We start from the raw sequence: 26,741 nt of genomic DNA, 5'->3' as shown, positions 1-26,741 counted from the left end.
GAAAGGGAGAGGGGAAATGGCCATGGCCGCGGAGAAGTGGAGGCGATTAGGCTCCCGCTCCACCATGCCCATGCAGCGTGTTGGAGACCTCGAGGTGCACTACCGGGAGCGCGGTCAGGGCTCGCCGCTGGTGCTGATTTCCGGCAACTGGACCACGAGCCTGTGGTGGCAGCCCTTCATGGAGCTGCTCCCACCCGGCCTTCGCGCCATCTCCCATGATCTGCGCGGCCGCGGCCTCACCCGCGGCCCCGCGCTCCCCCAGTCCATCCCCACACACGCGGCGGACCTTCACGGGCTGCTCGACACCCTGGGGCTGATGCGGGTGCACCTGATCGGCCACTCCCTCGGCAGCGCGGTGGCGATGCAGCTCGCGCTCGAGCACCCGGAGCGCGTGCACACGCTCACCGTGCTGGCACCCGCCTGGGTGGAGGGCATGCCCGCCGCGTACAACCTGCCCTCGCACCAGCTCTCCCTCCACGACAACCGGGAGTACTTCGCGACCGCCATGCGGGGCATGGCCCCGGGCGCCCCGGATGACGCCCTGTGGCAGCAGCTCCTCGACGAGGGCCACCAGCAGCACCGCGACGCCTCGCTCTCCACGCTCCAGGCCCTGGTGGACTGGGCCCCCGGCGAGCGCCTGAAGGCCCTGCACGCCCTCCCCTCCCTGGTCGTGAGCGGCGAGACGGATCCCCTCTCCACCGTGGACATGGGCAAACGCTGCGCCAGCCTCCTGGGCGCCCGTCACCACGTGATGAAGGGCGTGGGGCACTCGCCCAACCTGGAAACGCCGCGCGCATTCCTCGAGGTGTGGCGGGAGTTCGCCACCGAGCAGTGAGCAGCGGCGCTACGCCACGCGGTCCACCAGCTGCGTCACCAGCGTCTGCGTCCCGGTGAGGCCCGAGGGATCTCTCCGGGGCCTGGCCGTCTCCATGTTGGAGCCGTTCATCATCCACCAGCGCTCGGCGTCGTCCTCCGTCCACCGCCCCGCGTCCGCGCACGCATCCAGCGCCAGGCGCAGCTCCCGGGCACTGGCGAACCGGTCATCGGGGTGCTTCGACAGACAGCGCATGAGGACGTCGCACAGGTCCCTCGGCAGCTCCCGGCCCAGCCGCGCACCCGGGGGCGTGGGCGCCGTGTGCAGGTGGTGCGAGCAGATCTCCACCGAGGTGCGGCCCTCGAAGACGTGGCAGCCGGTGAGCAGCGCGTAGCCCACCGCGCCCAGCGAATACAGGTCCGCGCGCGCATCCACCCGCCCCGGGGTGACGATGGCCTCGGGAGCCAGGTAGAGCGGCGTGCCGACGACCATGTGCACCCGCGAGGCGGACAGGTCATCGCTGCCCACCTCCTTCACCAGCCCGAAGTCGAGCACCTTCACGAGGTCCGGCATGCCGCGCCGCCGGCACAGGAACAGGTTGGCGGGCTTGATGTCACGGTGGAGCAGCCCCAGCCCGTGCGCCTCCTCGAGCGCGCCGCACACCTGGCGCAACATGTGGATGACCCGCGCGGGAGGCTGGGGCCCGTCCACCATGAGCAGCCCATCCAGGTCCACGCCCTCCAGGTACTCCATCACGTAATAGAAGAGCCCGTCCGCGGTGCGGCCGTAGTCGTAGATGGCGATGGTGTTGGGATGGGTGAGCTGGCTGGTGAGCTGCACCTCGCGCTCGAAGCGCTCCATGCCATGGCCGTCCGCGTCGTTGCGCAGCAGCTTGATGGCGGTGTGGCGGCGCAGCAGGGCATGGCTGGCCAGATAGACCTCGCCCATGGCCCCGGCGCCCAGACGCATGATGAGCGTGTACTGGCCCAGCTTGCGCGCCGCCTGCACCTGTTTGCGCAGGCCGTAGATGACCTGGGAGACGAGGGTGGACATGAAGACGGCCACGCCGCTCCAGAGCACGGCATCCAGCGTGGGCACATCCGAGCCTGAATACTGGCGCACCTGGGACATCACGGCGACGACGGCCCCGTCCGGCAGGGCGCCGAGCAGCGAGATCCAGAACGCCCGGCGCACGGTGCTCGGGACGATGACGGAGTGGGAGATGAGGGCGCCGTTGGTGACGAGCAGCAGCGACAGGGGATCCGCGTCGAAGTAGGCGTCCAGCTTGAGCAGGAAGAGCACGCCCAGCAGGCCGGCGCTGTCCACCCAGGACAGGGTGCGCAGGGAGAGGGGCCCCCTCCGGCAGATCATCCAGAGGATGAGCGAGAGGCAGGCGCCAACCAGGTGAAAGGCGTAGTTGGGCGCGAACAGGGCGTGGGCCCAGGGCACGCCGACGAAGAGGATCGCCGCCCCGGAGGTGACCACATAGAAGGCGGAGGTGAGGAAGAACAGGGACCGGAAGAGCAGCTCGAGCCGCTCCTGCAGGAAGGCGCGTGCCTCATCGGACGCGAGCGAGGTCGCGTTGATCGAGAGAGGCGACGACAGGTGGGTCCTGACAGGGGAGAGCTCCATCGACCCCCTGTTGTACACCACCCTGACAGTAGGTGTGGATACCCCGTGCTCCCCGATAGGCACTGGAAGGGAGCCGGTGGCCAGGCCAGGCCCGGCGAGCGCGCGGAGGAACCGGCATCCATCGCATGCTTGGGGTTCGTCGCGCCCGGCTTCGCCGTCTCCGGCCTGGCCACCGCCCTCTCCCAATAGAGACGCGGAGGTCCTCGAACCCTGACACCCGCTCCTGACGCACCATGTTAAGGTGCGCGCCCCTATGACCGACCCCCGTCCCCTCCTTCCTGAAGACAAGCGCACCCCCTCCGCGACCGAGGCCATGAAGGGCTTCCACCGCGACATCGTGGACCAGGTCCGCGCCGCCGTGGAGAAAGACGCCGTGGTGGTGGTGGGCATGGCGCAGAACCCCGTCGTCAAGCGCGTGCGCCAGACGCTCGAGCAGGCCAACATCCCATTCACCTACCTGGAGTACGGCAGTTACTTCGGCATGTGGAAGCAGCGGCTCGCCATCAAGCTGTGGAGTGGCTGGCCCACCTTCCCCCAGGTCTTCGTGCGCGGCGTGCTCGTTGGCGGCTTCGACGATACGCGCAAGGCGCTGGAGGATGGCTCCTTCAAGAAGCTGCTCGGTAGCTGAGCACGGCGCTCGATTCCAGCGTTTCCGGGAGCAGGGGTCGAACCTGCATCCGCGGGGTCAAAGCCCGCCGTCCTGCCGTTGAACGATCCCGGAGGGAGTGCTCGCCCTCCAGGGACGCCGAAACGGGTGGGGCCTGACGAATCCACTCCCCTGCCCCACGACCCTGCCCTCGAGGGCAGGTGGGCCCGGCGGCTTCCCATCCCCGAGAGGACGCGCCGCGCAGACGTTGCGTGCGCCTCGGGCGCCGGACGCAGGGCCTGCGCGCGTCCCGCCCGGGGCTCCCTCGTGAGGGGCATGGCGCTCCCTTTGCACTGGAGGAGGCTCACACAAGGCCCTCCCGCCGCGTGGACGCAGTGACCGCCGCGGCTCGGGCCCCCGATAGGAGCACGACCATGCGCGCCTTCCCCATGAACAACCGCCCGATGCCCTTTCCGAGCGAGCTGGAGGAGTCGGAGCCGCTCCCCTCGCCGGCCCTGTGGGCGGTACGCGACGTCATGAGCCGGGAGGTGATCGCCGTCAACCCGGACACCAGCCTCCAGACGGCGGCCGAGCTGATGCTGGAGCACGCCATCAGCGGCATGCCCGTGGTGGACGAGCAGGGACGGCTGCTGGGCATGGTGTCCAAGACGGACCTGGTGCGCCAGCGGCTCGCCGGGGAGGACGCGTCCGGCGTGACGCTGCCCTCCGGCCAGCACCTGGTGGACGTCACCACCGTCGAGGACGTGATGACGCGGCACGTGCTCATCGTGCCGGAGAAGGCGTCGCTCCCCGAGGCCGCGAAGATCATGATCAACGCGGGCGTGCACCGGGTGCCGGTGGTGAGCGCCCGGGGCACGCTGGCGGGGTTGGTGACCACCTCGGACATCGTGCGCTGGGTGGCGGGGCTGCCGTAGACGGCGAGCCCCCCGGGGCCGGCGCTACTGCACGTCCTGCAGGCTCCGGCCCTGGATCCACCCGTCGTGGTACACCACGCCCACCGGGACGATGGTGCTGTTCCGGTAGAGGCCCACCTTCAGGTAGTTGGTCTGCCCCGAGTACAGGGTGGCCGCGGAGCGCTTGGGCAGCACGAGCTGGCCATTGTGGTACAGCTCGACGAAGCCCACGCTCGAGTTGGACGACCACTTCACGTGGAAGATGAAGTCCTGCCACTGCCCGCGCACCAGCGGCGTGCTCCACACCACGGTGCTGCCGCTGACGCGCAGGTAGATGGTCTCACCGTTGACGTAGAACTCCACCGGCGGCGAGCCGTTGTTGCCACTGTGGTGCCACTGGGTGAAGAGCTGCCACGTCTTCGCGCTGGGGTAGTCCGAGGCGAACATCGTGTTCCAGCGGTAGTAGTACTCGTCGCCCTCCTTCTCGTTCGTCATCTTCACCAGCTCGTTGCGGTTGCCGCTGGCGCTGATGGGGTTGTCCCCCTGGCGGACGGTGACCTTGATGGCATGGCTGCCCTGCCGCGTCGGCGAGGACACCACCTGCAGCCGGTCCGCGCTGACCATCTGCGTGCTGCTCCACTGCGAGCGGTCACCCGTCTCGAAGTCGCCGCGCCACACCACGCCGGTCCCCGAGCCCGGGCCCGGGTTACCGGTCGAGGACGGAGCGCACGCGCGGGCCTCGGCGATGCTGGCCCAGTCGTTGAGGGTGTTGCCGTCGACGTAGATGCGCACGCGGCGCGTGGTGCGCTGGGCGAAGGAGTAGGTCTCCGCCGCCGTCGTCGTACCGCTGCTCTTTCCGGAGTAGACCTGCGTGTAGTTGAGCCCATCCGAGGACACGGTCACGCGGAAGTTGCTGGCGCGCTGGTTACCCTGGTGCCACGCGATGGCCACGCCCGAGATGGTCTTCGAGGCACCCAGGTCATAGTCGATCCACGACCCCTTGCCGAGCATGCTCCAGCGCGTGCCGAGCTGGTCGTCCATCGTATTGGCCGGCACGTTGCCGTCATGCCCCTTGGCAATCACCGATGTCGCGGTGAGGGGCACGCAGTTCGGCGCGGTCAGCGCGTCCGAAGCGACTCCCAGTGTCTCGGAGGGCTCGCCAAGGCTCAGGTCATCGGCGTTTCCGCAGCCAACACCAGCGAGGGCGATCAGGGCTTCAACCAGCAGGAGGGTCTTCTTCATGTAGGGGCTCTCCATCGAGCTCGAGACAGACAGGGGGTGGACCCGGACCACATGGGGTGGCCGGTGGACGTCGGACCAGAGGTGTTTGCGAGAAGCGGCTCTCCCGTTGCGCCAACCAGGGCCCTGCCCTGATCAACGAAAGGAGTTGCACGCGACTGTGAGGCTTTGACTCCTTGTCAAAGGCGCACGGAGCATCCCCCAACTTTGTCTTCAAATCAACACGCCGCGTCGATGCCCGCGCGGAGAGCAGGCGGACAGACACGGGGCCAAAGACAATCGGGAATAGGAAATCCGTTGCTAATCACAGACAGCTTTGCCAAGGGCGGCGTCCACGAGGCAGCCCGTGCGGCCCAGCGTCACACAGTCCACGGCCTGCACCCAGCCGAGGCGCTCATTGCAGTAGACGCGCCAGGTGCCCTCGCAGCGGTCCACGAAGGAGGCATCGCAGACCGTGGCCGGGGCGAGCACGCACTGCACGGAGTCCTCGTCCTCCTGGATGCAGGCGCTATTGGGCGCCTTGCATTCGAGCAGGGTGCGATGGATCTCGAAGTCCGAGCCGACGTTGCACCACTCGTACTGGCTCCCGCCCACGCAGCGGTAACGGTAATCGCAGTCGTCCGAGCGGACACAGCCTGGCCCCCCGAGGGACACCAGGACACCGGCGCACAACAGGCGGGACAGGGCGGACGGCATGGAGCACTCCAGGAGGCGTCTCAGAGGCATTGCACCGGCCCCTCGGGCGTACGGCGTCCGCACCGGCCGGTACGGTTGTCGTTGGTGCAGTCGTAGGCGGAGACATAGCCGCCCAGGCAGGAGACCAGCACCGTCCCCTCGCACGAGTCGGGAAACGGCTCGTCACACGGCGTGAGCGGCGAGCGCGCGCAGTAGATGCTGCCCCCCGCCCCATCCCGCTTGCCCGTGCGGCTCTCCACACACAGCGGAGCGGGCTCCAGGCAGGGTTCGATCACGGGTTGCCCACGGCCCACGAGCTGATCGACTCCGACGTGGCAGTCCATGACGACATTGCCCTCACAATGGGGCTCGAAGTCGCATTCCACCCGGCAGCCTCCGAGGGCGGGCATACAGAAGGCGAGAGCCAGGAACAGGGCCCGGCGGACACGAATGGAGAGGGAACACATGCGGAACTCCCGTCGAGACGGCCAGTCTATCCCGGATCGAGCAGTTCCCTGAGACGCGCCGCCACCACCCGGACCGCGGCACGCTCCCAGGCCTCGGTTGTCCTCCTCCGCGAGGTCCCCGAGGCGGCCTGAGCACGGCCGCCCCCGGGAGCCCACCGGAGTGCACCTGGCACCCCGGCGGGACGCACCGGCTCAGGGCGTGAACTTCGCCGAGAACACCGACGCGTAGTGGTACTCCGGACCGTCCAGGAACGGCTTGTCCAGGGTCGTGCCCGGAACCGCGTAGGCGTACAGGACGACGAAGTACGTCTTGCCCGCCACCAGGTTCGGCAGGCGGAGCTGCGTGTCCGTCGTGGTGTAGTAGCCCAGGAGCGTCCGGGCCGTGCCGCCCGTGGACGTCGGGTAGATCTCATACAGCCGCGCCTGGTAGCGCGTCGGGGCGCCGATGGAAGGCGCGGTCCAGCTCAGCGCCGGGCTCGTCCCCACCGCCGAGACGGTGGGGCCGCCACCCGAGGCAGGAACACCGTTGACGCGCAGGTCGCGAGGCGGACCCACCATGGGGATGAGCGGCTGCGTCGAGCCCTCCCACACCGACGACTGGGAGAAGACCGACGTCGTGTACCAGACCGTGCGGGACGTTCCACCATCCGCCAGGTCGACCGAGAAGGGCGAGACGGCGCTCGCCGAGGCCATGACGATCTTCGGCCAGTAACCCGGGTAGGGATTGCCGTACTCGAACACCACCGGGAAGTTGCCCTGTCCGGGGTTCACGTTGGTGGCGTAGGCGAGGTCCGGGTAACCATCGTACTGACCGTACTCGAGGTAGGACGGCAGGGTTCCCAGGTTCACGACCTCCTCCACCAGCACGGCACCGGAGTGCGCGGCGCGCGCCAGGGCCTCGAACTCCGACGCGCGGAAGTCGAAGGACTGCGTCGTGGTGGGCAGGGGCAGCAGCGTGCCCTTCACCGTCAACGTCCCCGAGCTGGCCATCCCCGCATCCACCATGCCGCCATCTCCCGTGCCGCCATCTCCCGTGCCGCCATCTCCCGTGCCGCCATCCGCCGGGCCCGACACATCATGGGCCTGGAGGCCCCTGCGCAGCTCGGAGAACGAGAGGCCCGAGGGCAGCGTGGAGTAGTCCATGCGGCTCACGTGCTGGGTGACGTGGAAGAAGTCCCCCCGGGAGGAATCGAACCGCGCGGGCACCGTCCCGCAGTTCCGCATGGCGTTGCCGTAGTCGATGAAGCCCGCGAGGGTCGTCGCGCCGTGCTCCGGCCAGGGGAAGTCGTTGGCGCAGGCCGACGTGAAGTAGCCGATGCCCGGGCCCGTCGCGTGCAGCTGCAGAGCATCCGTGAACTCCTCCGTGGACTGCCAGGGAGAGAGTCCGTCGAGCGCGAAGGCGAGCTGGGTGCCCGCGGGCTCCTGGTCCACACCGGGGCGGCCGAGGCTGCCGGAGCTCAGGTCCACGAAGCGGCTGGAGGTCCAGATCCAGGTGGAACCGTACCGGAGGTAGTAGGGCGTCCTCTCCACACCGGGAATGGTGAAGGTGCCATCGGCCCGGCCCGTCCCCGCCACGTACATGAAGCGCGCGCCATCCGCGGTGGGCACATAGGCGCCGATGGGGGTGGCGCTCAGATCCGCCGGGGTCGAGATGAGCGGACTGTCACCGAGGATGTTGTAGATGTTGCGGATGCCATTCACCGCCAGCGCCGAGCAGTCCGAGCCCGGCACCGGAAGGACGGTGAACCCGTACGTCAGCGAGGCCCCATCCGCGTCCGTGACCTGAGCGTAGATGTACGCCGGCGAGTCGAAGCACGACGGCGCCAACCAGGTCGCCTGGCTGGAGGTGCTGGTCCAGGTGGTGGTCTGGATCTCCCCGGCGGACGCGGACCAGGAGAAGCTCACGGAGGTGCCATCGGGATCATGCGCATTGAGGCCCAGGGTCACGAGCTCGCCGCCACTGGCCGAGGAGAGGCTCTGCCAGGTGCTACCGATCTGGGGCATGACGTTGGCGCGTGGGGTGGTCCCCGCCTGGAGGGCGAGGGTGCCCGAGTGCGAGCCACCGTTCGGATCCCAGACCGTCACGTAGAAGTAGCAACGGCCCGAAGGCGGCATCACGCTCAGGGTGAACCAGGGCGAGGCGGCCGCCACGTCGTCGAACGTGCCATTACAATCGGTGAACCAGTAATGGGCCAGGGTGTCCCCGTCCACGTCCACGGCCGTGGCGGATAACCGCGTCGCCGTGCCAGGGCTCAGGACGGACGGCGTCCCCTGCATGGTGCGGACCTCGGGCCAGGTGTTGAAGCCCACCGTCACGTCGGCGCTCCCGGAAACCCCATCCGTCATGACGTACACGTCGAAGCTGACCGAGGCGCTCGTCCCCCGGGCGTCCGTCACCTCCAGGCGGAGGCGATGCGTCCCCTCGGTGGAGGGCGCCGTCCAGGAGGTCACGCTGGACGTGGGATCGCCGAAGAAACCAGCGGCCGCCGTCCAGGAGTAGCTCAGCGCATCCCCGTTGGCATCCACCGCGGTGGCCGACAGGTAGAGCGTGCCACCCGGATTCGCCGTGTTGGAGGACAGCACGAGGGAGGTGATCTGCGGCGCCTCGTTATAGAAGGGCGGCGGCGAGTCCACCTGCTGCAGCAGAAGGAACGCACTCGCCGAGCCCCCCGCGCTGATGGTGAGCGGAGACGAGCTCCCCCGGAAGAGCACCAGCCCCGACGCATCGAACGCGGAGGCGTCGATGACGCGCTCGGGTCCCGCGGGGATGCCGCCCACGGTGCCCTGCCACGTGGTTCCCACCTGGACGAGCTCGGCGGAGATGGGAGACGAGATGCCCGGCCCCCGCACCTCGACGCGTACGCGCTTCACGTCCGCCGCCGAGAGCGCCTGGGGCAGCGTGACGCGAACCTCCGCGCTCCCGCTCCGGGAGCCCGGATCCTGCGTCGTACAGCCCACGGAGATGGTGACCCACAGCAGCGCGGCCACCCAGGCGGCCACGCTCCTGCACCCATTCCAAGTCGTCATGGTTTTTCCCTCTCTCTCTTCTGGAACCGCTCTACAGGATTACCTGTATCAACGGTTCTACAGGGAGAGACAAGGGAAGGGCTTGAAGGATAAGCGCCAACCGGGGTCATCGGCGCGCCAGGAGGAACCCCACCCCTCCGAGGGAGTGGAAACCCCCTACGCCATGACGCGCGCGGCCACCTGCGCCTCGGCGATGCGCAGGCACTCACCCAGGAAGTGGATGTACGCAGTCATTGCACGGGCGCCAGTCTCCGCATAGATGCGGCCCTGCTCGGGCGAGCGGGTGATGGCCTCCTCCAGCATCTTCTCGTTGAGCAGGGTATGGCCCACGTCCACGGCCACGTGCTCGTTGAGGAAGGTGAGCTTGTCGGCCACCTCCCGGCCCAGCACGGTCTCCACCTGCTTCACCAGACGCGGCCCGAAGTACACCGCCAGGAAACCCACCTCGCGCTCGATGGCGATCTGCCCCACCGGGTACGGCCCCTCGATGGTCTCGTCGTGGATCCGCCGGTACTCCCGCATGGAGCCGGTGGGCGCCTGCGCGACCAGCTCCTCCATGGACAGCCGGGGCGAATACCGCGCGTTCCAGTGCTCCACCAGCACGCGCGCGTCCTCGAGCGTCATCAGGTGGTGGCCCGTCTCGCTCTTGGCGTGGGTGATGAGCTGCCGGCCGAGCTTCTCCATGCCCAGCTCGATGCAGCGCTGACCCGTGCGGCGGATCCACCCATCCACGGGCTCGGTCATGTACACCGCACGCGCCATCCACTCGATGAGGAAGCGCTCCAGGACCGCCGGCTGGATGGACGGATCCATCAGGCGGCACAGGGCCGGGTCCGTGTCCAGAAGGGTGCGCGCGGGCAGGGCGTGGGGCTCGTACTGCATCTTCAGCAATTCCATGGTGAAGCTCCTTCGGGACTCAGGACTCGAGATGAGGGGTGGACCGGGCACGGCCGACGGACTGCTCGCTGACGTGCTCGAGGAATTCGGGGACCTGCGAGGCGGGGATGATCCACAGGATGGGCTGCGCCGAGGGATCGTCATGCAGACGGGCCGCCTTCGCGTAGGCGCCATCGTCCTCGCACAGGAAGACGAAGGAGCTGCGCCCGCGCTGCGCGAACCAGCGGCGCGCCTCGTCCAGCAGCGCCACGTAGGCGCTCCGCTTCCCCTCGGGGGTCAGCGGGAAGAGGCGCGCGGAGTCGAGCAACCGGAAGAGGTTGGTCCCGGGGTGACCCAGCTCCAGCACCAGCGCGGCCAGGGGCACGCCCTGACGGCGCGCCACGATGATGCGCCGCTCCCGCTCCAGCCCCACCCCCTGCCAGGCGCGCGAGGTCCCCCACAGCTCCAGGCGATCCCGGGTGAAGTCCAGCGCCTCCACGTAGCAGGCCGGACGCGTGCGGGCGATCTCCCCCGCCAGCAGGTACTTCTCCCCGATGGACGCGGGCCCGATGTCCAGGTCCCCCACGGGCTGACCGCTCAGCTCGGCGCACTCCACGTCCATCATCCGCAGCGGCATCACCAGACCCTGCCCGATGCCCTGCATCCGCTGGGCGAACCGCACGTGCGTCCGGTAGACGAAGGGCACCGTGGACTCGGCGTAGCTGATGGCCCAGCGGAACTCCGGGTCCCCCTGGGCGTGCTCCAGCGTGCGCATGTAGATGTCCCGGAGGATCTGCCCCGGCACCTCGGGCGCGTTGGACGGCTTGCCGGGACGCCGCCCCAACTGGTGCACCATCCAGGAGTGCCGGTAGGCCTTGAGCGAGGAGAGCGACGCCTCCGCCCCCCGCTCCGACGGCCACACCGTCTGGCAGAACAGGTGCGGAAGCTGCGCCGAGCGCTTGCCCAGGTCGATGAAGCTCCGGCGCAGCTCGTCGAAGTGCCCGGCGGACTTGCCCGCCAGGTTGAAGTAGCCCGAGGCCTCGAACAGCTCCCACAGCGGCTCGAGGTACTCCTCGCTGGTGCGCGTGGAGGGGCACAGCGACTGGGAGACGAAGTTCGACCACAGCACCATGTCCTGCTCCGTCCGCGGACGAACCTCCAGGCCCGCCACCCGCCGCCCATCGCTCCGGGCGGCCGACACGTGCCGCACCTCCCCCTGGAGGAAGAGGCTCTCGCCACCGGCCATCGCCAGCTCCACCGTCAGGAAGAGCCCGGGGAAGACCAGGTCATCAGGCGCCACGTGCAGGCCCAGGCCGGTGAAGGAGAGATCCACCACCTCACGCTCGCGCCGCCCCAGCTCCTTCCACAGCGGATGATCGAAGCGGGCCCGCAGTCCCTCGGGAGCGCGCACACGGCGGTGCGCGCGGTGACGCACCCGCCACAGCCGCTCGGGCAGCCGCGTCACCAGCGTGTCCCCCCGCGCGGCGGGGCCGTCCAGGCGCATCCGGTAGGCCGAGTTGTAACCCACCACCTCGAGCTCGTAGGGCGCCTCGCCCCAGCCGGCCCCCGGCTCGGTGCACCGCCAGTGAAGCAGGCCCCGCTCCGCGTCCAACCGCTCCAGCATCACCCGCACCGTCCGGCCCGGCCGGCGCAGCACGCCCCTGTTGTTCATCGCGGAGATGGCCGTGAGCACGGACTCGATGCGCTCCAGCCCGGCGATCTCCTCCTGCACGGGCAGGGGCGAGGCCTCGGGCTGGGCGCTGCCCGTGAGCACCGCCTCCTCCAGCACGCTCAGGATCTGCCGGCCCTGCTCCGCGGAGATGCCCACGAGCTGGATTCCCACCGCGGAGCCGCGCGCCCCCGCACCGCTCCACCGGGGCTCGCCCGTCAGCGGTCCAATGGCCGTGCCGCCCACGTCCAGACACACGCGCACCGTCCGCGCATGCGCCAGCGCCTCCACCGAGTCCCCGGGCTCCGCCCACACCGCCGTGGGGCTCAACTGCGTGGCCCGGCCCAGCACCACTCCCTGCTCGGGCAGCACCACCTGGATGCCCCCAGGACCATGGAGCGAGTAACCCGAGTACGGACCCGTGACCGGTCCCGTGCCCGAGCGCGCGCGCGAATGACCCATCAGTTGTTCCGTGAGCGAGTGCATGGATTTCCCCTTGGCTCCCAATCCCTTGCACCTTGAGAAGAAACATACGCCGCCGCGCTCCGTCAAGTTCCCTAATGGAAGGCATTGACTTTCGAGGCGAATTCCGTAGCAACGCGACTCGGGCGCAACTCCGGAATCCACTCGCGCTTCCTCCGTACGCCAGAGTGATTTCAATTCCTTGCGCACACGCCGGAAGGCGCCTCGTTTGGAATTGAAGCTCTCCCCAGGCTTCCCACACTGTCGGCTTCTGGTGCCGGACACACGTGGACGCGCCGCGTCTATCGCGGGTCCAATCCCTGTCTTGTTGGAAAGGGCTGGGAAATCCCTACCAGGAGAGCCGGAGGACGAAGCTGCTGGCGTCCTCGTCGGTCACGGTGGCCTCGAACTTCAAGCCTTCCGGGCCCAGCGCCAGCGCGGTGGAGGTGCTGCCCACCACCATGCCCACGTTCCAGCCCACGCCAATCAGGTCCTGCTTGAAGATGAGCTCACCCGAGTTGGGGCTCAGCCGGCGGTAGGAGTGCTCGCCAAAAGTCACCGCCACGGAGGCGGCGCTCGGGATGCCCTCCAATGAGCGGTGCAGCCCGGACGCCGAGCCCACCATGGCCCGCATCCGCCCCACGGTGCTCCGGACATAGGCGAGCCCCGCGTCCCGTCCGGTCTGATAGATGGCCTCACCGTAGGAGCCACCCCGGGCCTCCGCGTCCTGGCCGATGATGTCGAGGATCCCCAACATCCAGGCCACCGGATAGCGGTAGTTCTCCACCAGCCGCTCGCCCTCGGAAATCCGCCGGGCCCGCTCGAGCACCTCGGGAGGGGCACGCGCCGCCACCGACGCGAGCGCCGCCTCCAGGAACATCCCGGGGACCAGATGCTCGGGACGGCATCTGGACAGCCGTGACAGCAGCTGGGGACGGCGCTCCATCATTCCCCTCAGTTTGTCACAATTGTTCAAATTCGTTCAAAACGAATTTTCCGCGAGCAGGGGCGAGCGGACCCCAGACGAGACAACCCAGAGTTGATGGGAAGTCCGGGTGATGGCGATGTGGAGCCTGCGACGCGCCTCGTCATGGGCGGGGTAGACGCGGGCCGTGGCGTCGGGGATGACGACGTAGTCGAACTCGAGCCCCTTGACGTTGTCCACGTCCGTCACATCCACGCCGGGCTCGAAGGAGAAGTCCCCCTCCAGCACGAGGCGGGCCCAGGACTGGTCCGCGATGACCCGGTGGAAGGTCCGCGCCTGCTCCGGACCGCTGGCGATGACGGCCACGGAGGCATGGGGTTCGCGCTCCAGGAGATCTCTCAGCGCCTCGCCGATGAAGAGGTGGGCCTGGGCCTCGTCGGGGAAATGGTGGAAACCCACGGGAGCCCCCGCCCGGCCAGCCTGGGGGGCCGCGGTGGTGGCCTGCGTGCCCAGGACCTTGCGCGCCAACTCCGTGACAGGCCCTGGACAACGGTAGGACACCTGGAGCCGGCAGGTGGCCGCGTCGCGGATGCCCAGCTCCGAGAGCACCGCCTGCCACCCCGCGAAGCTCGTCGACGTCTGTTGCATCTCGTCGCCCGCGAGCGTGCAGCTGCGCGCCTCGCCCAGCAGCTTGCCCACCACGAACAGCTCGAAGAGGGAGAAGTCCTCGGTCTCGTCCAGCACCACGTGCACCAGGCGGCCCACGGCGCCCAGGTTTCCCGTCTGGGCCCGGAGGAAGAGCAGCAACGGGAGATCCTCCAGGTCCAACGTGCCGGCCAGCTCGTCGGGCGTGTCACTCTCCAGGGACTTGCCATCCAGCGTCTGGAGCCGCTCGGGGTCGACTCCCTCGAGCTCACGCTCGAGGGGCGTGGCGATCTGCAACATCGTGTGGCGCACCGTCTCGTCGACGGCCGTGAGCGGCAGAGCTCCCTTCGAATGGGAGACGACGCCCTCCAGGAAGCGCCGGTCGGTGAAGACCTCGGCGAGCCGTTTGCGCAGGGGCGGCAGGCTGGTGGCGGATGACTTGCTCACCCCCAACCGGGCCGCGAGCGCGAGGCGCAGGGCTGGATGGCGCTTGAGCTTCGAGACGAGTGGCGGCGGGTCCTCCCACACCTTGATGGCCTTGGCACCAAAGGAGACGCGCGCGGCCGTGGCCGCCCAGGAGTCGAGCGTCTCGACGGACACCTTCCCCAACCCGAGCGGCGCGAGCAGGCGCCGGGACAGGCGCGCCAGGCCTTCCTCGGGGACGATGACCTTCATCCGGGATTCGGGGTAGAGCGCGTGGTCGTCGAAGGCGATCTTCGCGAGCCGGTGCAGGGCCACCGTCGTCTTGCCACTGCCCGCGCTCCCCAGGACGAGCAGCGGCTGATCCGCGGCCACGCTCACGGCCTCGAACTGCTCGGCGTCGAGCAGCGCGGTGATGTCGAGCGCCCCCTCGCGGCGAGAAGCCCCCTCCCCCACTCCGAGCTGGCCCGGGCGGACCGCCGTTCCCGTTCCCCCCGCGAGCTGGGAAGCAGGCCCGGCGCCCGGCATCCGCCAGGAGCCCTCGGGCGTGCGCACGAGCACGAGCGTGCCGGACTGGATGCGAATCAACCGCCCGCGCTCGATGACCACCAACCGGCGCACCTCGACGGTGCCCTCGGACAGCCGCTCGCCGAACCACTCCTCATAGGAGTCCCCTTCGCCATACCGGTAGAAGACCCGGGCCACCGGGGCGAAGCGCCAGTCGATGATGCGCACGTCGGCGGACGCATCGGCGAAGCTCGTGCGGCCCAGCAGGTAGTCCCGGATGCCAGCGGGCCCGTCCACGCGCAGGTGCGCGAAGTAGGGAGCGCCGGTGTCTGGCAATTGGGCGGTCTCCTGACGCTCGAGCAGCGCCCGTGCCTGGTTCATCTGATGGAGCAGATGTGGAAGGTCGGCCACGGGTGCGGTCGCCGCCTCGTCGCGCAGCACCTGCAACTGGGCCATCAGGCCCTGGGTCTCCTGCGTGCGGCTGCCACTGCGCAGCCTCGCGGCGTCCACGGAGGCGAGCACGCGCGCGAGCAGCGCCTCCTCCTCCGCGATGATGGCCCGCGCGTGCTCGGGCAGCTCCGCGACTGTCTGGCTCATACTCTGGGCTCAGCGGATGAGGCCACCCAGCAGCCCGCCCAGGCCTCCACCGCCCTGGCCGCCTCCACCGTCCGGCGCGTTGCCGCCCCCACTCCCCAGGTTGGCGAGCATCGGCATCACCGCGAGGATGCCCCCCACCAGCTTCGGGTCGAGCCGGGACTTGAGGAAGTTGAGCAGCAGCGGCGCCACCAGCGAGGCCTTGCCCGCATCGATGTTGAAGCGCTGCAGCAGCGCCACGACCCCCGCCACCTCACTCGCCTGACCCACGGCCCCACCGAGCGCGCCCATCAGCCCGCCGCCGCCTCCCCCAGACGACTGGCCCTGACCCCCCAGAAGCCCACCCAGCCCTCCCAACGCCCCCATCAGTCCACCACCGGACTCCCCCTGCGAGGCCGACTGCGTCCCAGCCTCCGCCTGCTGCTGCCACCCCTGCATCTCGGGAATGGCCTGGCCCATCTGGTCCGCCGCCTCCGGCCCCATCTTCTCCTTCACGGTCCCCTGCACCAGCTTGAGCAGCGAGCCCGCGAGGCCCTGCGCCTGGTTGGAGTCCACGCCAAGCTGCTGCGAAAGCTGTCCGATGAAGTCCATTCCGTTCTCCTCCGTCTCCGCGAGAGCGGCGGTTCTAGCGGACCCCACACCGGATTCTCACCGGAAAACCTCCTACCGGCCCCAAAGGGCGTCCGTTGCAAGACGGAGATGTCACCATCCGTCGAGCGGGCCCTGTGTATCCTGGCCCCATGAGACCGCAGCACTGCTCACTCCTCGTCCTCACGCTCCTCGGACTGCTGTCCGGATGCAGGCGTCCATCCGGTTCCGACGGAGAGGACGCGGGCACCCGGGCCCCTCCCGTGCCGGGCCTCCAGGGCTCCGTGACGGTGAAGGGCTCGGACACCATGGTCCTCCTCGGCCAGCGCTGGGCCGAGCGGTTCATGAAGGTGCACCCGGAAGCGAAAATCCAGGTGACGGGCGGCGGCTCGGGCACGGGCATCGCGGCGCTCATCAACGGCACCACCGACATCGCCATGTCCAGCCGGCCCATCAAGGACGCCGAGCGGCAGCAGGCCCAGCAGCGCCACCCCTCCGGCCCCGTCGAGCTCCCCGTGGCCGTGGATGGCATCACCTTCTATGTCCACGAGAGCAACCCCGTGGAGGCGCTCACCCTCGAACAGCTCAAGGCCATCTACCTGGGCGACACCACCCGCTGGAAGGACGTGGGCGGCAACGACGCGCCCATCGTCGTCTATTCACGGGAGAACTCCTCGGGCACCTACGTCTTCGTGAAGGACACGGTGCTGGGCGGCGAGGACTTCACCCCCCGCGCCCTGACCCTGCCCGGCACCGCGGCGGTGGTGAACGCGGTGGGCCTCGAGCGCAATGGCATCGGCTACGGCGGCTCCGCCTACGCCAAGGGTATCAAGGAGTTGAAGGTGAAGAAGGACGCGGCGAGCGAGGCCATCGCCCCCAGCCCGGAGAACATCCAGAACGGCACCTACCCGCTCTCGCGCCGCCTCTACTTCTACCTGCCCCGTCAGGCCACCGGCACCACCCGCGCCTTCCTCGACTACGTGCTTTCCCCCGAGGGCCAGGAACTCGTCACCACCGTGGGCTACTTCCCCGTGAAGTAGCCCTCCGAGCCGCTGGTACGGGCGCCCCGGGATTGCGTAGGCTGCGCCCATGATCCAGGGCTCGGGCCGCTGCCACTACCATCCGGAACGCACCGGGCTCGGTATCTGCGTGGAGTGCCGCCACGTCGTCTGCCGCGAGTGCACCACCCAGTTCGAGGGCATCAACCGGTGCGCCAGTTGCCTCGAGAAGCGCCTCAAGGCGTTGGAGGGGCCCTCGGAGCGCCGCGAATGGACCGTGGGCAACGTGCTGCTGGCCCTCGTCGGCGCCGCCGTCGTCTATGGCGGCGTCCTGCTCCTCTCGCGCATGGCCTCGGGGCTCTGACATGGGCGTCTCCGCGCTCGAATTGCGCCCCCGCGGGGCGGTGGCCATCCTGGACGCGGGCCTGCGCGTCTGCGTGCGCAGCTCCGGCGTCTGGGCCCTCACCCTGCCCGGCGGGGCGCTCGTCACCGCGGCCCTGATGCACCTGACGGACGCCATCACGAACAACCGCTCGCTGATGCTGCCCGCCCTGTGGTTCACCCTCGCCTGGCTCGCCCGCGGCCTCTTCCAGGGCGCCGCCTGTCACCACGTGCAGGAGCTGGTGCTCGGCCAGGACCAGGGAGAGCCCACCGCATGGGCCTCGCTGCGCGCCGCGCTGGCCCGCACGCCCAGCCTCCTGTGCGCCGTGGCGTACCTCTTCGTCTTCAACCTGCTCACGCTCGGCGTCACGATGGGCTTCGCCTTCTTCTTCCTGTCCGCGCACCTCGTCGGCTACGCCGTCACGATGCAGGGCCGTGGCAGCCCCCTGGGGCTCTATGGCGTGTGCGCGAAGATGCTCGGCCCGGCGCGAGGCAGCGCCACCGGCGTGCGCATCCTCCTGCTGGTGCAGTTGCTGGCCTTCCTCAACCTCCATATCGCCGCCAACACCCTGTTCTACGTCGGCCGCAAGCTGATCGGCATCGACCTCACCTTCGCCGAGCGCTTCGCCTCCCTGGACAACACCGCCTGGGTCGTCTTCCTCGCCTCCGCCACCTTCACCCTCTTCGAGCCCCTCCGTGCCGCCACGTCCACGCTGCTGCTGGTGGATGGACGCGTGCGCCTGGAGGGTCTGGATCTGCTGGCCTCCGTGCAGCGGATTCCCACCCGGAAGGCGGCGCTCGTCCTGCTCGCCATCCTGGGCACCTGCCTGATGGCCACCCCAGCCGGGGCCCAGCAGCCCGTGAAGCCGCCCTCCCTCGCGGAGACCAGGCAGAGCTTCCAGGAGATGGCCGGGTACTGCGAGCTGGATGCACCCACCATGGAGCGCTGGCGGCGGCCACTCGACACGCTGAGCCCGGCCGAGGCCGTCAAGTACCAGCGGCTCGTGCGTGACGTGGAGAAGGACGTCCTGGAGAACGAGGACTGCGGCGCCCTGGACCGGCTCGAGCGGGGCATCACCCTCGCGACGCAGACCGAGGAGTTGGAGAAGCAGGAGGATGCCCGGGCGGCCCAGGCGCGCGCCCGGGACATCCTCGCGCGGCCCGAGTTCCAGGTGCCCGAACCCGAGGCGCCCCAGGAGGAGAAGACGTCCGAGGACGTGCCGCCCACCCAGGGCCTCTGGCAGCGGTTCATGAAGTGGCTGTCGGAGTTCCTCGACAAACTCTTCCGCCGCTCGGAGACGACGAGCCAGGGTCCCAGCGTCTCGGCCGCTGGCGGGCAGACGGTGGCCAACGTGCTGGTGGTGGTCCTCATCGCCGGGGTGCTGGTGGTGCTCGTGCTGGTGCTGCTGCGCGCGCTCGGCAAGGCCCGGGCGGGCGAGGACACCCGGCTCGAGGTGAGCACCCAGGACGCGTCCACCCTGGCGGCGGATCCGATGAATGCCCTCGCCCGTCCCCCCGAGGGCTGGGCCCACCTCGCCGACGAGCTGGCCGCCCGGGGCGAGTACCGCGAGGCCGTGCGCAGCCTGTACCTCGCCCTGCTCTCGCGCCTGCACCGCGACGGTGTCATCCACTACGACACCACGCTGAGCAACTGGGACTACCTGCGCCAGTTCCGCAGCCGCCGCGAGTGGGTCCCCTCCTTCCGCGAGCTGACGCTGCGCTTCGACTTCGCCTGGTATGGCAACCTGCCGGTGGGCGCGGACGGCTACCGCGACTTCCGCGCGCTGTGTGCCCCGATGCTCAATCCCACCCCCGCCACTCCGGAGGCCGCCGGTGCGTGACCGTTTCCCGCTGCTCGTGGTGGGAGGTCTGCTCATCACCGCCGTGCTGGGCACGTGGCTGGTGCGCGGCGCGGCCCGGGGCGGTTTCGCCGACACGCTCTCCACCTGGCGCGCCCAGCCCGACGGAGCCCGTGGCCTCTTCCTGCTCGTCCAGGAGAGTGGCCTGCCCGTGGTCCGGCGCACCGCGGACCTTCAAATCATCCAGAAGGGCACGGGCACTCCCGTGCTGCTCGCGGTGGAGGTGAAGGGCGCCCACGAGGAAGACCCCGACCAGACGGCGCTCGCCGCCGACAAGGAGGACGGGCTGGAGGACGAGGAGGTCCCCCGCCACGGCTTCAACCGGCTGTACGTCCCCGAGCTGAGCGACAAGGAGACGGAGAAGCTGCTCGAGCACGTGAAGGCCGGCAGCGCCCTCGTCTACGTGCCGTGGGGCTCCCAGGAGAATCCGCTGCTGGACGCGCTCGGGGTGAAGCTCTTCAAGGCGGACGCCTCGCTGCCCATGCGCACGCTCGTCCCGCCGCTCTCCAGCCCGTACACACTGGGCGTGGAGCGCGTGGAGGCGAAGGTACAGGCCTACCTGACGCTGCCCGAGAAGGGCGCGGTGCCCCTGCTGCGGGACGAACCGCTGCACATGACGGTGGCGGCGGTGGTGCCCTACGGCGCGGGAAAGGTGCTGGTGGTGGGCGCGCCGGAGCTGGCGATGAACCAGGCGCTCGCGCGCGCGGACAACGCGCAGTTCTGGCTGAGCGCCCTGCGCACCCTGGGTCCCGGACCCTACGAGTTCGACGAGCACCACCACGGCTTCACCAACGAGCGCTCGGTGGTGGACTTCGCCCGCCGCTATGGCCTGCACTTCGCGGTGGCGCAACTGCTGCTGGGGCTGTGTCTGTGGGCGGTGGCCCTCAAGCGCTTCGGCCGGCCGCGCACGCCGCCCGAGTCCACGCGCGTGGGGTCCACGGACGCCCTCTTCGCCATGAGCCGCCTGTACCGCGAGGGCCGCCACCACGGCTTCGCCGCCGGCCTCATCACCCGGGGCCTCACCCAGGAATTGGCCCTGCACGCCGGCCTGCCCGCCCATGCGCCCCCCAAGTCCGTCGCCGAGGGGCTGGCCTCGCGCGGACGGGAGGACCTGGCCCATGGCCTGCGGGCCGTGGTCCGCAACGCCGAGACGGTGTCCAGCGAGAGCGACTTGAAACAACTGGCCTCCCGCGCCGCGGTGCTGCGCCAGCGCATCCATCCTTCCGGGCCGCCCTCGCGCGCGCTCGTTGCTTCGACCCCCGAGGAGTCATGACTTCCACCTTCGCTCCCACCTCCACCGCCGGCAACGCCGTGGCCGCCGCCCATGCCATCCGCGAGGGCGTGCTCTCCGAGGTGCGCAAGGCCGTCGTCGGCCAGGACGAGCCACTCGAGTTGATGCTCGTGGGCCTCATCGCCGGCGGCCACGTGCTGCTGGAGGGCGTGCCCGGCGTGGCCAAGACGCTCATGGCCAAGGCGCTCTCGCGCGCCGTCAGCGCGGACTTCAAGCGCATCCAGTTCACCCCGGACCTGATGCCCGCCGACATCCTGGGCACCAGCATCTTCGATCTGAAGAGCCAGGCCTTCGTGCTGGTGCGCGGCCCCATCTTCACGGACCTGCTGCTGGCGGATGAAATCAACCGCGCCCCCGCCAAGACGCAGTCCGCGCTGCTGGAGGCCATGCAGGAGCGTGGCGTGTCGCTGGAGGGCCGGAACATGCCCCTCTCGCCCCTCTTCACGGTGTTCGCCACGCAGAACCCGGTGGAGTCCGAGGGCACCTACCCGCTGCCCGAGGCGCAGCTGGACCGCTTCCTGTTGAAGATCGACGTGGGCTACCCGGCCCCCGAGGAGGAGGACGCCATCCTCGCGTCGGTGCACCGGGGCTTCGACGCGGGAGACCTGGCACGCGCGGGCGTGGGGCCGGCGGTGACGAAGGAGGGCCTGCTCGCGGCACGGACGGCGCTCAACGAGGTGACGGTGGAACCGCCGGTGCTCGCGTACGTGCGCAAGCTGGTGGCGGCCACGCGCACTTCCAGCCGCATCCGCCTGGGCGCGGGGCCTCGCGCGGGCGTGCACCTGCTGCTGGCCTCCAAGGCGCTGGCGGCCCTGCGCGGCCGGGGCTTCGTCACGCCGGATGACGTGCGCTTCCTCGCCGGGCCCGTGCTGCGCCATCGCCTGCTGTTGTCACCGGACGCGGAGCTGGACGGAGCCACGCCCTCGGACGTGCTGCGCGAGGTGGTGCAGTCCGTCGAGGTCCCCCGGTGATGCCCACCGGGCGCCTGTGGGTGCTGCTGTGCCTGCTGGCCGTGCCGATGATGGCGGCGGGATTCTTCCCGGGCCTCGGCGGCGCGGTGCTGGTGCTGGATGTGCTCGCCCTGGGGCTGGCGGGAGCGGACTTCCTGATGGCCCGCCGGGTACGCCTGGAGGTGAGCCGGAAGCTGCCCACCCGCCTGTCCGTGGGCGCGCCCAACAAGGTGGAGCTGTTGCTGGTTCACCGCGGCGGCCAGGCGGTGGACGTGCACGTGAAGGACGACGTGCCCGAGTCCTTCACCGCCACGCCCGAGGAGGCCCCGCTCCACCTGTCCGCGGACAGCCAGACGCGCTGGGTGTACCGGGTGTCCCCCTCCAAGCGCGGCAAGTTCGCCTTCGGGGACGTGCACGTGCGGGTGCGGGGGCCGCTGGGGCTCGTCTTCCATGAGCGCCACTTCCTGCTGGCGCAGAACGTGTCGGTGTTCCCGGACCTGCGGGGCGCCAGCCGGCTGCTGCTGTCCGGCGCGGCGTTGGATCTGGTGAACCTGGGCCTGCGGCAGTTGCGCCGGGATGGCCGGGGCAGCGAGTTCGCGCGGCTGCGTGACTATGCCCAGGGAGACTCGGTGCGCGACGTGGACTGGAAGGCCACCGCGCGGCGCACCCGGCCGGTGACGCGGGTGATGGAGTCCGAGCGCTCGCAGTCCATCCTCATCTGCGTGGACGCGGGCCGCTCCATGGCGGCGCAGGTGGACGGGCTCACCAAGCTGGACCATGCCGTCAACGCGGCGCTCTTCCTGGCCTTCGTGGCGGTGCGCAACGGGGACCGCGTGGGGCTGGCCGTGTTCGCGGACGGGGTGAAGGCGTACCTGCCGCCCGCGGCGGGCCGGCTGCAATACCGGAAGATATTGGACACGCTCTACTCCACCACGCCGAGCCTCACGTACGTGGACTACCTGGCGCTCTTCAAGGAGTTGAACGTGCGCCTCACGCGGCGCAGCCTGCTGTGCGTGTTCACGGACTTCCTCGACGAGGAGCAGGCCTCCACCATGGTGGCACCGCTCCATCGGCTGGCGCGCCGGCACGTGCCCCTGTGCCTGTCCGTGCGGGACACCGCGCTCGCGGCGCTGCTGCGCACCGAGCCCTCGGGGCCCGAGCAGGCCTACCAGCAGGCCGTGGCCAGCGAGCTGCTCACGGACCGGGAAACACTCAAGGCCAAGGTGAGCGCCGGTGGCGTGCAGATGCTCGACGTGCAGCCGGATGAGCTGAGCCTCGCCGCCGTCAACCGCTACCTCGACATCAAGGCGCGCGGCGTGCTGTAGGGCTCATGCTGGCGGTTCATCCGGCGGACGCTCATTCCTCGTAGAGCACGGGGACGGGTTCCCCCTTGATCAAGGAATCGAGCTGCTGCCGGCCGGAAACGACCAGGAAGGAGTACGTTGCCTCGACACCATCCTCGAGGGTTTCGGTGTCGGTGGCACAAGAGATGAGCTTCCGCACGCCCCCGAAAACGAGACGGGAGGGCCTTCCATCGACGGTCAGGCTCTCGTCGTCCTCCACGCAGTCGGAGCGTCCTCGCTTCTCGGCGCGTGCGAAGGCTTCCTCATCGGTTGCGGCGTGGATGAGGTAGACGTTCTCCATGACCGAGAACTCCTCCTGCGGCCCCTCCCTGAACTCGTGATAGAGCACAACATGTGCGGCATACCAGGACATCGTCCCCTCGCTCCCCTCACGACTTGCGCTTCTGCTTGTTGCGACAGCCGAGGAACTTCTGCGCCAGGCGGATCTTCTCGCGTTCGCTTGCTTCCGCTCCGGCGTACTGCTCCTGAAGCCACCCACAAGCGTCCGCTCGCAACCTGGCATCACGAACGTACTCGTTCTCCTTGTTCTGCACGCCTCCTTTCGCGCAGAGAGCCGTGTGCTTCTTGCAGAAGTCGTCGACCGAAGTGTCCTCCTCTTCCGCGACCGCGATGATCGCGGCGGTCAGTCCCCCCGCGAGCACGATCAACTGAGCCCCGCACGCATACAGTTCTCCAACCTGCGCGCACCCGGGATAACAGCTCATGGTCTCGACGGGACATGCATGGAAGCCGGGAGGCCGCACCGCGGCAGGCGCATGATCCGAATTGGATACACCGGGAACTGGCTGCGCTTGATGGGCGCGCCCCTCGGCTCCCAGTACGACAAGGCTCATCGCGAGTGCGATGCATCGGAGTCGCTGAGAGTTCTGGAGGTACATGTCTCGGATGCTACCGAGTCATCAGGGTATTCCCGGGTACGCCCCCCGACTGCCGCAACATCCTGAACAGTAGGGCGGGTTGGCCCGCGCTCAGACCGAGGGGGCTTCGCCGCCGTAACCACAGGCCAGGGCGCCGTGCTGACACCGCAGCAGCCCCGGCAGATCATGCCGCTCCAGGAAGCGCTTGGCGGCCTGGAGATAGAAAGGAAGGGCTCGCGCCGGCTGCTGCCCGAGGTGGAAGTGGGTGGCGAGCTCCAGCGGCTCCAGCTCCCCTCCCATCCGCTCCAGCCACTCGCCCGCCAGGCGATGACCCGTGGGCCGGACCGTGTCCGACACCAGGCCGTAGGCGGCGTCCCGCACCAGGGCGTGGCGGAAACGGTACTCGCCCCCACCGGGGAAACGGCCTCCCGGCTGCGGCGCGATGAGCTCCTGTTCCACGAGTTGCCGCAGGTGGCGATCCAGGGTCTCGCCCACCGTGGACTCCAGCAGGGCTTCCACGCCTCCCCGCCAGAAGGTGCGGCCGAAGACGCTGGCCGCCAGCAGCACCTGCCGGGCCGCGGGCTCCATCCGCATCAAGCGCACCTGCAACACCGCCAGCACCGTCTCCGGTGCCCACTCTCCGCGCTCCTCGGGCACCAGGCGGATGAGTTCCTCCAGGAAGAACGCGTTGCCGTCGGACAGCTCCACCACCCTGCGCACCGCCGCCTCGGGCACCTGCGGCCCCAGCACCTCACGCACCAGCCGCGTCCCCGCCTTGCGGCTCAACCCATGGAGCGGCAGTTCCTGCATGCGGCGCGCCCACAACCCGGGAAAGAGGTCCTTCACCTCCGGCCGCGCCAGCGCCAGCACCATCAGGGGCTGCTCGGCCAGGGCCCGGAGCACCTCTTCCACCAGCTTCACGGTGAGCGCGTCACTCCAGTGCAGGTCCTCCAGCACCAGCAACACCGGCCGGTGGGCACACTCCGCTCGCAGGAAGGTCACCAGGGCCTGACTCACCTGGGTGCTCATCTCCAATGGATCACTCCGGGCCGCGAGCAGCCGGGAGCTCTCGTCTCCGGAGAAGGGCACGGCGCACAGCTCTCCCAGGAAAGGCGCCACCTGCCGGGCCTCCTCCGCCGGCAGGTGCAGGGCCACCCGCTGGGACAGCCGCGCGCGGCGCGTCTCCAGGGGCTCTCCCTCCACGATTCCGCACACCTGCCGCAGCACCTGGCCCATCAGGCCGTACGAGGCGCCCGCGCTCACCGGGTCTCCCCGCCCCAACAACACCAGCGGCTGCTGCTCCCGCCGCTCCAGCCGGCGCAGGAACTCGTGGCGCAGCCGCGACTTGCCCACTCCGGCCGGCGCCGTCACCAGCATGGCCCGCGCCGCGGGCTCCTCGATGCAGGTGTTGAAGGAGAACTCCAGCAGGGCCAGCTCCTGCTCCCGGCCCACACACGGCGTGGGCTTGCCCAGCAGCGGCCGCGAGGCGTCGACGCCCAACTGCTCGCCCTGCAGCAGGAAGGCGCCCGAATCCATGCGCGAGAGTTGGAAGCCCGGCCCGAGCAGCCCCGCCGTGACATCGTCCAGCACCACGCACGAGGAGTCGGGGAGGCGCTCCAACTGGCGCAGCAACCGCCCCGCCCGGTCCATGGCCTCGCCCACCGGCAGCCGCTCGTTGAACATGCCCAGGCCCGTGGTCAGCACCACGGCGGCCTCGGGCCAGCGCTCCTTGAAGGTGAGGGCACAGCGCGCCGCCAGCGCCGCCTGATCCGTCGCCGTGCCACGCTCGGGCACCAGCGTGGCCACCAGCGAGCCGTCCGCCAGCAGCTCCACCCGGACGCCATGCGCCGAGAGCTCCGCGCGCAACGCATCCCGCACCTCGAGTCCCCGCCTGGGCGCCTCGGACGTCTCCTCCTGGCCGTGCGCCGGCAGGGACATCAGCAGAACGCTGGCGAGCTGCTGCTCGGCGCCCTCCAGGCTCGCGGGACGCGGATCCGACTCGGAGCGGGGCAGCAGCAGCTCGGGGACGGCTTCCAGCTCCACGAGCGCCTTGAGCAACCCATCGGCATCCGCCAGCCGCCGCTTCGGGTCCTTCACCAGCATCCGGTCCACCAGCCCCTGCAGGCTGATGGGCAGGCTGGGGCGCAGCTTGTGCAGGCGCGCCGGCTCGGCGAAGAGGATCTTGGCCAGCACGGCGGCGAAGTGCGGCGCCTCGAAGGGCGGCCTGCCCGTGAGGCATTCGTACAGCACGCACCCGAGCGAGAAGACATCGGCGGCGGGCGGAATCTCCAACTCGCTGGAGGCCTGCTCCGGCGCCATGTAGCCCGGCGTGCCCACCACCGCACCGGTGCCCGTCACGCCCATCATCGTGGCGACGGCCTGCCGGGCCAGCCCGAAGTCCAGCAGCACCACGTCGTCGGGCCGGCCGCCTCTCAGGAAGAGGTTGGAGGGCTTGAGATCGCGGTGGACGATGCCCTGCCGGTGGGCCACGGCCAGCGCCTCGGAGGCCCGGCGCAGCAGCGCCAGGGCCTCGGACAGGCGCAGGGGCTCGCGCAGCAGCCGGCGCGCCAGGTCCTCTCCCTCGAGCCACTCCATGGCCAGGTAGTGCTGGCCCCCGTCGACGGTGCCATGCGCCACGTAGGACACGACGCCCGGGTGGTTCAGCATGGACAGCAGCACGGCCTCGCGGTTGAAGCGCAGCGTGGTTTCCTGCGACGGCGAGGCATGCAGCAGCTTGAGGGCCACGGTCCGGCCGGTGGTGCGGTCACTGGCACGGTAGACGAGGCCCATGCCCCCGCGTCCCGCCAGGTCGTCGATGACGAATCGCCCGGCGATGAGCTGGCCTTGCGGAGCGATGGTGGGAGGAGGTCTCGGTGGAGATGGAGCCGTCTTGTCGCTATCCATGCGGGACAGGGGAGAACCTATCACATCCCCACCCCACCATCCGCCCTGAGCCTTCACCGTATGTACGAGTACGACCGCCTGGCGCTGGGCGCCGCTG

At 69.7% G+C, this 26,741-nt stretch carries 22 protein-coding genes and 1 tRNA gene; 9 read left to right on the top strand and 14 right to left on the bottom strand.

All coding sequences use genetic code 11. The annotated features are described in order from the left end of the window. Positions 1 to 835 (top strand): alpha/beta fold hydrolase (locus Q664_RS14775; protein WP_235216704.1); only part of this gene is annotated, 835 nt, incomplete at its 5' end. A gap of 9 nt (positions 836 to 844) precedes the next feature. On the opposite strand, the gene Q664_RS14770 is transcribed toward Q664_RS14775, so the two are convergent. Beyond that, positions 845 to 2,446 (bottom strand): serine/threonine-protein kinase, encoded by a 1,602-nt coding sequence (locus Q664_RS14770; RefSeq protein WP_084609905.1) that lies wholly within the window; start codon positions 2,444 to 2,446, stop codon positions 845 to 847. Between the two features lie 253 nt (positions 2,447 to 2,699). Between Q664_RS14770 and Q664_RS14765 the strand changes: the two genes are divergently transcribed. After that, entirely contained in the window at positions 2,700 to 3,074 is a 375-nt protein-coding gene (locus tag Q664_RS14765; RefSeq protein WP_043394903.1) for a glutaredoxin domain-containing protein, read from the top strand. A gap of 22 nt (positions 3,075 to 3,096) precedes the next feature. Here Q664_RS14765 and Q664_RS14760 read toward each other — a convergent pair. Then, positions 3,097 to 3,167: transfer RNA gene (locus Q664_RS14760), tRNA-Gln, on the bottom strand. Between the two features lie 299 nt (positions 3,168 to 3,466). Between Q664_RS14760 and Q664_RS14755 the strand changes: the two genes are divergently transcribed. Then, positions 3,467 to 3,967 carry a CBS domain-containing protein gene (locus Q664_RS14755; protein ID WP_043394901.1) on the top strand — a complete coding sequence of 167 codons (501 nt, stop codon included), beginning with the start codon at positions 3,467 to 3,469 and terminating at the stop codon, positions 3,965 to 3,967. Between the two features lie 24 nt (positions 3,968 to 3,991). On the opposite strand, the gene Q664_RS14750 is transcribed toward Q664_RS14755, so the two are convergent. The 9 genes from Q664_RS14750 to Q664_RS14710 all read right to left on the bottom strand — a co-directional run bounded on the left by Q664_RS14750 (position 3,992) and on the right by Q664_RS14710 (position 16,091). Continuing rightward, entirely contained in the window at positions 3,992 to 5,188 is a 1,197-nt protein-coding gene (locus Q664_RS14750; RefSeq protein ID WP_043394898.1) for a heparin lyase I family protein, read from the bottom strand. 297 nt (positions 5,189 to 5,485) lie between these two features. Further along, positions 5,486 to 5,881, bottom strand: a complete 396-nt coding sequence (locus tag Q664_RS14745) for a hypothetical protein (protein WP_043394896.1) — start codon at positions 5,879 to 5,881, stop codon at positions 5,486 to 5,488. A 20-nt stretch (positions 5,882 to 5,901) separates the two neighbouring features. Then, positions 5,902 to 6,327, bottom strand: coding sequence for a hypothetical protein (locus Q664_RS14740; protein ID WP_043394894.1), 426 nt, complete (start codon positions 6,325 to 6,327; stop codon positions 5,902 to 5,904). Between the two features lie 192 nt (positions 6,328 to 6,519). Beyond that, on the bottom strand, positions 6,520 to 9,354 hold the full coding sequence (locus tag Q664_RS52110; RefSeq protein WP_152622107.1) for a fibronectin type III domain-containing protein: 2,835 nt from the start codon (positions 9,352 to 9,354) through the stop codon (positions 6,520 to 6,522). A gap of 156 nt (positions 9,355 to 9,510) precedes the next feature. Beyond that, on the bottom strand, positions 9,511 to 10,251 hold the full coding sequence (locus tag Q664_RS14730) for a hypothetical protein (protein WP_043394893.1): 741 nt from the start codon (positions 10,249 to 10,251) through the stop codon (positions 9,511 to 9,513). A 19-nt stretch (positions 10,252 to 10,270) separates the two neighbouring features. Then, positions 10,271 to 12,385 carry a hypothetical protein gene (locus tag Q664_RS14725; RefSeq protein ID WP_052518111.1) on the bottom strand — a complete coding sequence of 705 codons (2,115 nt, stop codon included), beginning with the start codon at positions 12,383 to 12,385 and terminating at the stop codon, positions 10,271 to 10,273. Positions 12,386 to 12,710: 325 nt separating this feature from the next. Continuing rightward, positions 12,711 to 13,310 (bottom strand): DUF2378 family protein, encoded by a 600-nt coding sequence (locus tag Q664_RS14720; RefSeq protein WP_043394891.1) that lies wholly within the window; start codon positions 13,308 to 13,310, stop codon positions 12,711 to 12,713. 33 nt (positions 13,311 to 13,343) lie between these two features. After that, entirely contained in the window at positions 13,344 to 15,455 is a 2,112-nt protein-coding gene (locus Q664_RS14715; RefSeq protein WP_043394889.1) for an ATP-binding domain-containing protein, read from the bottom strand. A 9-nt stretch (positions 15,456 to 15,464) separates the two neighbouring features. Next, positions 15,465 to 16,091 carry a DUF2780 domain-containing protein gene (locus Q664_RS14710; protein ID WP_326938699.1) on the bottom strand — a complete coding sequence of 209 codons (627 nt, stop codon included), beginning with the start codon at positions 16,089 to 16,091 and terminating at the stop codon, positions 15,465 to 15,467. A gap of 101 nt (positions 16,092 to 16,192) precedes the next feature. Between Q664_RS14710 and Q664_RS14705 the strand changes: the two genes are divergently transcribed. From Q664_RS14705 to Q664_RS14680, 6 genes are read left to right on the top strand one after another with little or no spacing between them, the layout of a single operon-like run. Further along, a complete protein-coding gene (locus tag Q664_RS14705; protein ID WP_043394885.1) occupies positions 16,193 to 17,080 on the top strand; it encodes a phosphate ABC transporter substrate-binding protein in 888 nt (295 codons plus the stop codon). 49 nt (positions 17,081 to 17,129) lie between these two features. After that, positions 17,130 to 17,402: a hypothetical protein gene (locus Q664_RS14700; protein ID WP_043394883.1), complete on the top strand. Its 273-nt coding sequence runs from the start codon at positions 17,130 to 17,132 to the stop codon at positions 17,400 to 17,402. A gap of 1 nt (position 17,403) precedes the next feature. Further along, entirely contained in the window at positions 17,404 to 19,260 is a 1,857-nt protein-coding gene (locus Q664_RS14695; protein WP_043394881.1) for a DUF4129 domain-containing protein, read from the top strand. Beyond that, positions 19,253 to 20,551 carry a DUF4350 domain-containing protein gene (locus tag Q664_RS14690; protein ID WP_043394879.1) on the top strand — a complete coding sequence of 433 codons (1,299 nt, stop codon included), beginning with the start codon at positions 19,253 to 19,255 and terminating at the stop codon, positions 20,549 to 20,551. Before Q664_RS14695 ends, Q664_RS14690 begins: the two co-directional genes overlap by 8 nt. Then, positions 20,548 to 21,540, top strand: a complete 993-nt coding sequence (locus Q664_RS14685; protein ID WP_043394876.1) for an AAA family ATPase — start codon at positions 20,548 to 20,550, stop codon at positions 21,538 to 21,540. Before Q664_RS14690 ends, Q664_RS14685 begins: the two co-directional genes overlap by 4 nt. Next, on the top strand, positions 21,537 to 22,844 hold the full coding sequence (locus Q664_RS14680; protein ID WP_043394874.1) for a DUF58 domain-containing protein: 1,308 nt from the start codon (positions 21,537 to 21,539) through the stop codon (positions 22,842 to 22,844). The genes Q664_RS14685 and Q664_RS14680 overlap by 4 nt, the downstream gene beginning before the upstream one ends. A 31-nt stretch (positions 22,845 to 22,875) precedes the next feature. Here Q664_RS14680 and Q664_RS14675 read toward each other — a convergent pair whose 3' ends face one another. The 3 genes from Q664_RS14675 to Q664_RS14665 all read right to left on the bottom strand — a co-directional run bounded on the left by Q664_RS14675 (position 22,876) and on the right by Q664_RS14665 (position 26,644). Then, positions 22,876 to 23,235, bottom strand: coding sequence for a DUF4288 domain-containing protein (locus Q664_RS14675; RefSeq protein ID WP_043394872.1), 360 nt, complete (start codon positions 23,233 to 23,235; stop codon positions 22,876 to 22,878). Between the two features lie 16 nt (positions 23,236 to 23,251). Then, on the bottom strand, positions 23,252 to 23,761 hold the full coding sequence (locus Q664_RS59065) for a hypothetical protein (RefSeq protein WP_160174410.1): 510 nt from the start codon (positions 23,759 to 23,761) through the stop codon (positions 23,252 to 23,254). 90 nt (positions 23,762 to 23,851) lie between these two features. Continuing rightward, positions 23,852 to 26,644, bottom strand: coding sequence for a serine/threonine-protein kinase (locus Q664_RS14665; RefSeq protein ID WP_052518108.1), 2,793 nt, complete (start codon positions 26,642 to 26,644; stop codon positions 23,852 to 23,854). Positions 26,645 to 26,741 lie beyond the last annotated feature (97 nt).

The sequence above is a fragment of the Archangium violaceum Cb vi76 genome (assembly GCF_000733295.1).
GTDB lineage: Bacteria > Myxococcota > Myxococcia > Myxococcales > Myxococcaceae > Archangium > Archangium violaceum.
Note: the sequence above shows the minus strand (reverse complement) of the source record. Positions and strands in the feature narration are given on the sequence as shown.